The sequence below is a fragment of the Oceanobacillus sp. FSL K6-0118 genome, assembly GCF_038006665.1.
GTDB classification, from domain to species: Bacteria; Bacillota; Bacilli; order Bacillales; family Amphibacillaceae; genus Oceanobacillus; species Oceanobacillus caeni.
The window spans coordinates 3,286,366-3,294,472 of the sequence record NZ_JBBOVR010000001.1 but is presented as its reverse complement, the minus strand read 5'-3'; the positions used below and the strand labels follow the sequence as shown (position 1 = coordinate 3,294,472).

Here is an 8,107-nt window from a genome sequence, read left to right as displayed (position 1 = left end):
TTTGTATAAAAAAGTATAATTACAATAGATAATTTCAAAAAATGAATTCTCTTATTGGACAAAAAAGAGGACAACTATCTATTTATAATCAATTGACACAAAACACTAATAATATTATAATGAATGAAAACAAATAAAAACAACTGCTAAAAGGAAAAGAAAGGGGTTTCTTAAATGAAAAAAGTTATGAATAACCCAGAAAAAGTCGTTGACGAAATGTTGGAAGGTATTATGTTAGCGTACGGCCATTCGTATACTAAACTTGATAATGTAAACGGAATCATAAAAAAAGACCTTAAAGATAAAGTAGCGATTGTTACAGGTGGAGGTAGTGGACATGAACCACTATTTTTTGGACTTGTAGGTAACGGTTTGGCAGATGGTGTTGCAATTGGAAACGTATTCGCAGCCCCTACCCCAAATAATGTACAAGAGGTTGCTCGAGCAGTAGATAAAGGGAAAGGCGTCCTGTTTATCTATGGAAACTATGCGGGCGATATACTAAACTTTGATATGGCTGCAGAATTATTAGAATTTGAAGATATTGAAACACGTACAGTAACAGTTACCGATGATGTAGCTTCAGCACCAGTAGAAAGAAAGAGTGACCGTAGAGGGATTGCCGGTGATGTGTTTGTTATTAAAGTAGCGGGTGCTGCTGCAGACAAAGGTTTATCATTAGAAGAAGTGACAGAAGTAACACAAAAAGCAAATGATTCAACATTATCTATTGGTGTTGCTCTATCTCCAGGAACGATTCCTGACTCCGGTGAGCCTACATTTACACTTGCAGATGATGAAATTGAATTAGGGATGGGTATTCATGGTGAACCAGGGATGGAAAGAACTAAATTATTACCTGCTGATGAATTAGTAACGAAACTAATGAATAAACTACTAGAGGAAAGTGAGTTAAAGTCTGGAGATGAAGTTGCAGTACTTGTAAATGGTTTAGGTTCCACTACACAAATGGAATTATTTATTGTAAACCGTAAAGTTGGGCAAATCTTGAAAGAGAAAGGCATTCAAATTCATGACATGGATGTAAATAGTTATTGTACAACCCAAGAAATGGGTGGATTCTCTATTAGTCTACTAAAACTAGATGAAGAATTAAAGGAACTATATGACGCACCAGCATATTCACCATATTATATTAAAAATAATAAACAAATTTTAGTGGGGGAATTAAAATGACAATAAACACATTAAATGCTGCTCAAGTAAAAGACATGTTATTATATGTAGGAGAAAAAGTGAGAGAAAACAAGCCATTTTTAACAAAAGTAGATAGCGCCATTGGTGATGGGGACCACGGAATCGGAATGGCAGTAGGTTTTACAAAAGCAGAAGAAAACCTAAAAGATAAAGATTTTGCAACCATTAATGACGTGTTTAAGGCACAAGGAATGTCCATGGTACAATCAATGGGTGGTGCTTCTGGTGTCATTTTTGGAACGATGTTTCTTGGTGGTGTGAAGCAATTAGACAAAAAGGAAGAATTAGATGTTCCAACACTTGCTGAGATTTTTGAAAAATCACTAGAAGCGATTAAAGAACGTGGGAAAGCAAATGTTGGAGATAAAACAATGATTGATGCATTAGATCCTGCTGCTCGTGCTTTAAGGGAAAGTGCTGAATCATCTGCTAGTCTACTAGAAGCACTTAAAAATGCAGAAGCTGGTGCTGAAATAGGTGTGGAAGATACAAAAGAATATGTTGCTAAATTTGGAAGAGCAAAATCACTTGGTGAAAGAGCAATTGGTCACCAAGATGCAGGAGCTACTTCTGTATGGATTATTTTCAAATCGATGAGAGAATGGGTAGAAAGCCACTCATAAATTACAGATTTTAAACAACTCTCTAGTAAATTATAATAAATGAGCGCGGTACCCACCAAAATAAATTTGGTGAAGTGTTCCGCGCTTATTTTTGCTTTTAATAATTTAATTTTTGTTGTACCGTTTGTAATTTTGAATTTGAAAGGGAGGTACAACAAGTGAAAAAGCCCCGTTATTCATAGTTATGGGGCTATAAATCCTTAATATATTTAAAAATTAAACAATGCCTGGGACATGTATATCTTGTAACATTTTCTCAACATCGTCAACAATTGATTTAATCTCTTCTGTTTGCTTTTTATCAGCTGAAATAAAAGGCTTTTTACAATAGTCGTTCATCTCTACTTTGCCTCTAAGTACCATTGCTTTTTTTAAAATAGGTATGAAGGGGCTTCCGATATCGTATAGTGCTGATAATCTATCAACAATTCTTTGGGTTTTGGCAATTTTCTCTATGTTTTGTTCGTTAATTGCTTTTATCCATCCTGAAAATAACTCAGGGAAAAGATTGGAAAGTCCGCCAATACATCCGTTTCCTCCACTTAAAATATTGTGTGGTGTGTTTTCTTCAAATCCCCAAAGGATAACAAAGTCAGGAAACTCGTTGCGAACTTCTTGAATTAATTTTCGAGTATGGCCATTTTCAACAACGGTATCTTTAAAACCGACAATATTTTTGTTTTTTCTTAAAAGATTTAATGTAACTTCAGCTGATAAATCATGTCCTGTACGTTGAGGGTAGTTATACAGATAGATATCTCCTTTTACAGATTTTGCCACTTCATCATAATAATATTCAAGACTTTCATCAGAAAGTGCAAAATAATATGGGCTAATAATCATAACAGCATCAGCACCGACCTCTAATGCATAGTTGGAAAGATTAACGGTATCTTCTACGGACATACAACTTGTACCGATAAATACTTTCGTTCTTTTATTCACATAGTTAACTGCTAAATCAATCAATTCTTTCTGTTGGACAGTTGACATAGCAAAAAATTCTCCTGTACTGCCCATTATAACTAATCCGTCAATTCCAGAATCGATAAGATTGTCATAAATATTTTTATTAGCCTGGATATCCAAATTGCCATCTGCATCAAAAGCGGTTACAACTGGTGTTAAAAACTGTGCTTTTTTGAACATTTTTTCTCACCCCGATTTAAAATTAAAATTTAAGTAATCATTCGTATATACGAATTGTTTTTGTATATATGAACATTAATATAATAATATCATCGTCGCTTTTTTTAGTCAATAATCAATAGGGGGAATATTCCTACAATTGATACAAATAATAGTTTTTGCTAATATTAATAGACAATGTATATATTGAATGGTGGTTATTGAAATGAAATCATCGACACATAAACCAACGGAAAGAGTCCTTAATATTTTACAGTTATTATCTGAAAAACGTGATGGGATTACTTTAACAGAAATAGCTCAATCCATTCATGCTCCCAAAAGTACTATTTATCCGATTATACAAACAATGTTGGATCGTAAATTCATTCATTTAGACAAATCAACACTAAAATACACATTGGGAATTTCTACTTTAGGTATTGGCGCTTCTTATTTAAATAATGAAGAAATGATTAAATTTATCAAAAAGGAAATGAATTATATCGTTAATAGAATTGGTGAAACAAGTCAAATGGGTATATTAGATGGAGGTAATGTCTTATATTTGTTAAAAGAAGACCCTAATAAAGACAATGATATACGTTTAGTATCATATGTAGGTAAACGCTTGCCCGCATACTGTACAGCACTAGGTAAAGCATTAATATATCAATATAACAAAGAAGAATTACAGTTGTTGTTTCCTGAGGGTTTGAAGCGATTTACTAAAAATACCGTAACAGATTTTGATACATTAGAAAAGCAGTTGAAGAAAGTGAAAATAGATTATATAGCATCGGAAATAGAAGAAATAACAAAGCATGTATGTTGTTATGCTGTGCCTTTAAATGTTAATGAAAAACCAGTTGCAGCTATTAGTGTTAGCATTCCTACTTTTCGTATTACAAAGGAAAAAAATAGAACTTACCACAGAGTTGTTATTACATGTAAAGGATAAAGTCGAAGAATATTTTTCTGCAGTTAACTTTGAAGTGGATGGGGGGGCCATGGGTAAGGAATTAAGGTAGGTCTACACGACAATTTAAAAAGGGGTAGTTTATGCTGTTCCTTTTTATGTAAAAAGTTAAATAATAGCATAAATACGATACCTTGTATAATTTAATTTATAATATTAAAGTAATATCCTGGAGAGTGATATAGTGTCAGTTTCAAATTCCCAGTTTCATATCATTCCATCTATTTTAAATTTAAAACAGTTAGAATATGCTTTGAAATTGGATAATGAATACATTTTATTATCAGAAACCCATATTGGAAATTTAAAAAATTTGGTTAAGTTATGTCATCAATCAGGTAAAAAAGTAATCGTAAACATGGATTTAGTGGGGGGGCTTAGCACTGACACTTTGGGAATTAAACTGTTAAAACAGCAATTTAGGGTAGATGTAGTCATTGCAAGAGGAGCATCCAAAATAAATCTAGCAAATAATGTTGGTTTAACGACAATCCAGCATATTGTTTTAGAAGATTCACTTTCTCTAAAATCATCTTTAAAATTTATTGAGGATACAAAAGCGGATATGATTGAATTAAGACCAACATATTATGGATTAAAATATTTTAAGAACTTTAAGGAAATCCGAAACGTACCGTATATATTAAGCGGTTTTATTGATAATGAAGAATTAATTTATAAAGCTAAAGAATGCGGAGTTTATGGAATTACCACTAGCCTAAAAAGATTATGGAGTATTGGTTTGTGAATTGAGTTCCCCTACAAATAGTCAATTTTTAATTGTCATTTTGTGGGGGATTTTTGTATCTTTTTGATGATGAGAAGTCTATTGATCGTATTAGCATTAGATCAACTAATTTTTATTCATGTTGTTTTGATATATTTTGTTTTGGTTTTCAAAGTAAAAGTAAATATTGACAAGTGAAAAAGTAATGATAGAATTTAGAATATAATGATAGTTTATAAAGAGGCAATTAAAACTTTATGATAATAATAAAGTAGAAGGAAATACGCTATAATTGTTTGTAAGCGTTTGCCTAAACTGATTTTAATTACCGATAACTATCAGGAATAAAAAATGGGGGGGATTTAAACGCCATTAGATCAGGTTGTCGTGGACATTGGATTATGTTAAAGAAACTGATAATTTAGGTCACTTAAAAGAAGTTGTAAGCAATCAAGGTTTAACGTTATAGATGTTCAAGTTGTTTTATTGGGAAAATATAAAAATAATCCCGGAAAGTTAAAAGAGTAGATTACTATATAAATTTTTAAAGTAATTTCCTATTTTTTGTAATGAATTTTCCTGTACATAACGGACAAAACCTTGACAATACTTTAAAAAGAAAAAAATCCTATAAAAATGAGTGGAATGGTCCTACTGAAGTAGTAAAAACTATTTGCCAATTATCAGATATGCTGTTAGAACGATTTAATTTTGAACCAATGGAGGTCAGTAAAATGAAAGTAGTAATAACAGATTTTGAATTTGGAGACTTAAAATATGAAGAGAAAGTTTTAAACCATTCAGATGTTGAATTGGTATATGGTCAATGTAAAACGGAAGAAGAAGTTATTGAATTTTGCCGTGATGCGGATGGCATTATAAATCAATATGCTCCTATTTCGCGAAGAGTAATTGAATCATTAGAAAATTGTAAGATCATTGCCCGTTACGGTGTTGGTGTTGATACCATTGATATAGAAGCGGCAACAGAAAAAGGAATTCCTGTTGGTTATGTACCTGATTATGGGATTGATGAAGTATCTGATCACGCACTAGCACTAATAATGAATGTTCTAAGAAAAGTAACTATAACTAATAAAAGTGTGAAAAACGGTGTATGGGATTATGCAGTTACTAAACCTATACGTAGACTTAGAACTTTAACAATAGGCTTAGTTGGCTTTGGAAACATACCAAGAAGATTATCACAAAAAGTACAAGCTTTAGGTATGAATGTTATTGTATCCGACCCATTTATCTCAGAAGAGGTTGTAAAAGATAATAAAGCAACACTTGTATCGTTAAATGAACTATGTGAGCAAGCAGATGTTATTTCGGTTCACGCGCCATTAACAAATTCTACTAAAGGAATGCTTGGAAAGGATCAATTCAATTTAATGAAAGATGGGGTATATATAGTAAATACAGCTAGGGGCCCAGTCATCGATGAAAGTGCATTAATTGATGCAATTCAAACTGGTAAAGTATCTGGTGCAGGACTTGATGTACTAGATAAGGAGCCTATTAGTTCAGGACACCCATTCTTAACATTGGATCAAGTAACGCTTACTCCTCATATGGCCGGATACTCTGAAGAGGCTTACGCTGAATTAAGGTCTAAGACAGCATTAGCTTTAATGGATGTTTTAGTTTATAGCCAAACTCCTAAGTATCTGTTTAATAAAAACGTATCCGAGCAACTTTCTCTTAAGCCATTTACGGAGGACAGTCATTATAAGAATCTAGGATATTAGTACTTCGTCTATTTAAAAAAAACACTTTTACGGGGGAATATTAATGAAAAAGCTTATATTTACAAGTTTAATTGTCCTAATATTAGGTATTCTTTCAGCTTGTGGCGGAAGTAATAATGAAACTTCTGGAGATGGTGGATCAACAAGTGAAAGTGGGGAAACATTGAAATTAAGAGCTGCAACTGGTTCTGTTCAAGACCACTCTTCTTATAAGGGTTTAGAAAAATTTAAAGAAATAGTAGAAGAAAAAGCTGAAGGTGCAATTGAGGTAGAGCTATACCATAGTGGTCAACTTGGTGATGACCGTGCCATGACGGAAGCAGTACAGCTAGGGACACAAGAAATGGCAATTGTTTCAGTTGGTAATGTGACTCCGTTTGTTCCAGAATCAGCGATTGTTGAATTTCCATTCATCTTTCCTAGTAATGAAGTAGCGTATGAAGTACTGGATGGACCAGCTGGGCAAAAAATATTAGATAAATTTCCGGAAAAAAATATGATTGGATTAGGATTCTGGGAAAATGGTTTCCGTAACGTAACAAGTAATGTCCAGCAAATTGAAACAGCGGAGGATTTTGAGGGGTTAAAACTACGAACAATGTCGAATGATGTTCATATTGATGCATTTAAAGCACTAGGAGCAAATCCAACACCAATGGCATTCACAGAACTATATACAGGTTTACAACAGGGTGCTGTTGATGGGCAAGAAAACCCATATCCATTAATTTACTTAAATAAATTTTTTGAAGTTCAAAAATATATGTCTGATACTCAACATGTTTACAGTCCGTATCTAGTATTGTTAAGCAAGAATTTTTATGACCAATTAACAGAAGAGCAACAAGGAATTGTTAAAGAAGCAGCTATTGAAGCTGGGAAATACCAAAGAGAAGTAAACCAAGAACAAGTACAGGAATATCTCCAAGAAATTATTGATTCTGGTAAGATTGAATTTACAGAGGTTTCAGAGGAAGCAAGAAACGAAATGAAAGAATTAGTTCAGCCGGTTATAGATCAGCACTCGGATGTGGTTGGGGAAGACATTGTTGATGCAATTTATGATGCAGTAGAGAAAGCAAGTAAGTAAATTAATAGAAGACTTTGGAATTATTTTCAAAGTCTTCCCTATTCTTTAGGGGAAGAGGTGAATTCCATGAAAATAATAAAATGGATAGATCGATATATAGAAGAGGTCCTACTTATCTTAATTTCAACGGTGATGGTAACGGTTATTGTTCTTCAAGTTTTTATGAGGATTACTGGTAACTCATTAACATGGTCTGAAGAATTAGCAAGATATTGCTTTATATGGTTAGTCTATATAGGAATTAGCTACGGTGTAAAAAGACAAAGTCATATAAGTATAGATGTTTTAACCGTTTTTCTAAAAGGAAAAGCTCATACGGTTTTATTAATAATTTCTAATCTATTATTTTTAGTTTTTTGCTTATTTGTGGTTTATTATGGCTACGATATAGCCTCTACATTATTACAATTTGGTCAGGCTTCTCCAGCTATGGGAATTCCCATGGGGCTTGTTTATGTTGCAACTCCATTAGGTTTTGGGTTAACAATCATCAGATTAATTCAACAATTAGTGATTCAATTTAAAACCCTTGTTTCAAATGAGGAGGGCAATATTGGGGTTACAGAACATAAAAAAAGTGTATAGTTT

General features: G+C 32.8%; 8 protein-coding genes. 7 read left to right on the top strand and 1 reads right to left on the bottom strand.

The features are described 5' to 3' along the window. Positions 1–174 precede the first annotated feature (174 nt). Both MHI02_RS16675 and dhaL read left to right on the top strand, forming a co-directional pair. Positions 175–1,197 (top strand): dihydroxyacetone kinase subunit DhaK, encoded by a 1,023-nt coding sequence (locus MHI02_RS16675; RefSeq protein ID WP_341166089.1) that lies wholly within the window; start codon positions 175–177, stop codon positions 1,195–1,197. Continuing rightward, positions 1,194–1,841 carry a dihydroxyacetone kinase subunit DhaL gene (gene dhaL, locus MHI02_RS16670; RefSeq protein ID WP_341166088.1) on the top strand — a complete coding sequence of 216 codons (648 nt, stop codon included), beginning with the start codon at positions 1,194–1,196 and terminating at the stop codon, positions 1,839–1,841. The genes MHI02_RS16675 and dhaL overlap by 4 nt, the downstream gene beginning before the upstream one ends. A gap of 216 nt (positions 1,842–2,057) precedes the next feature. On the opposite strand, the gene MHI02_RS16665 is transcribed toward dhaL, so the two are convergent. Next, positions 2,058–2,990 (bottom strand): dihydrodipicolinate synthase family protein, encoded by a 933-nt coding sequence (locus MHI02_RS16665; protein ID WP_341166087.1) that lies wholly within the window; start codon positions 2,988–2,990, stop codon positions 2,058–2,060. Positions 2,991–3,195: 205 nt separating this feature from the next. Between MHI02_RS16665 and MHI02_RS16660 the strand changes: the two genes are divergently transcribed. The 5 genes from MHI02_RS16660 to MHI02_RS16640 all read left to right on the top strand — a co-directional run bounded on the left by MHI02_RS16660 (position 3,196) and on the right by MHI02_RS16640 (position 8,104). Beyond that, positions 3,196–3,930, top strand: coding sequence for an IclR family transcriptional regulator (locus tag MHI02_RS16660; protein WP_341166086.1), 735 nt, complete (start codon positions 3,196–3,198; stop codon positions 3,928–3,930). Positions 3,931–4,132: 202 nt separating this feature from the next. Further along, entirely contained in the window at positions 4,133–4,696 is a 564-nt protein-coding gene (locus MHI02_RS16655; RefSeq protein ID WP_341166085.1) for a glycerol-3-phosphate responsive antiterminator, read from the top strand. A 713-nt stretch (positions 4,697–5,409) separates the two neighbouring features. Continuing rightward, on the top strand, positions 5,410–6,429 hold the full coding sequence (locus tag MHI02_RS16650) for a C-terminal binding protein (protein WP_341166084.1): 1,020 nt from the start codon (positions 5,410–5,412) through the stop codon (positions 6,427–6,429). A 43-nt stretch (positions 6,430–6,472) separates the two neighbouring features. Continuing rightward, entirely contained in the window at positions 6,473–7,519 is a 1,047-nt protein-coding gene (locus tag MHI02_RS16645) for a TRAP transporter substrate-binding protein (RefSeq protein ID WP_341166083.1), read from the top strand. 66 nt (positions 7,520–7,585) lie between these two features. Continuing rightward, complete coding sequence (locus MHI02_RS16640) at positions 7,586–8,104, top strand: TRAP transporter small permease (RefSeq protein ID WP_341166082.1); 519 nt, start codon at positions 7,586–7,588, stop codon at positions 8,102–8,104. The last annotated feature ends 3 nt before the right edge of the window (positions 8,105–8,107 follow it).

Excerpts from the sequence above, each read along its gene's own strand:
- MHI02_RS16675 (WP_341166089.1), top strand. The coding sequence starts at position 175 with ATGAAAAAAGTTATGAATAACCCAGAAAAAGTCGTTGACGAAATGTTG.
- dhaL (WP_341166088.1), top strand. The coding sequence starts at position 1,194 with ATGACAATAAACACATTAAATGCTGCTCAAGTAAAAGACATGTTATTA.
- MHI02_RS16665 (WP_341166087.1), bottom strand. The coding sequence starts at position 2,990 with ATGTTCAAAAAAGCACAGTTTTTAACACCAGTTGTAACCGCTTTTGAT.
- MHI02_RS16660 (WP_341166086.1), top strand. The coding sequence starts at position 3,196 with ATGAAATCATCGACACATAAACCAACGGAAAGAGTCCTTAATATTTTA.
- MHI02_RS16650 (WP_341166084.1), top strand. The coding sequence starts at position 5,410 with ATGAAAGTAGTAATAACAGATTTTGAATTTGGAGACTTAAAATATGAA.
- MHI02_RS16645 (WP_341166083.1), top strand. The coding sequence starts at position 6,473 with ATGAAAAAGCTTATATTTACAAGTTTAATTGTCCTAATATTAGGTATT.
- MHI02_RS16640 (WP_341166082.1), top strand. The coding sequence starts at position 7,586 with ATGAAAATAATAAAATGGATAGATCGATATATAGAAGAGGTCCTACTT.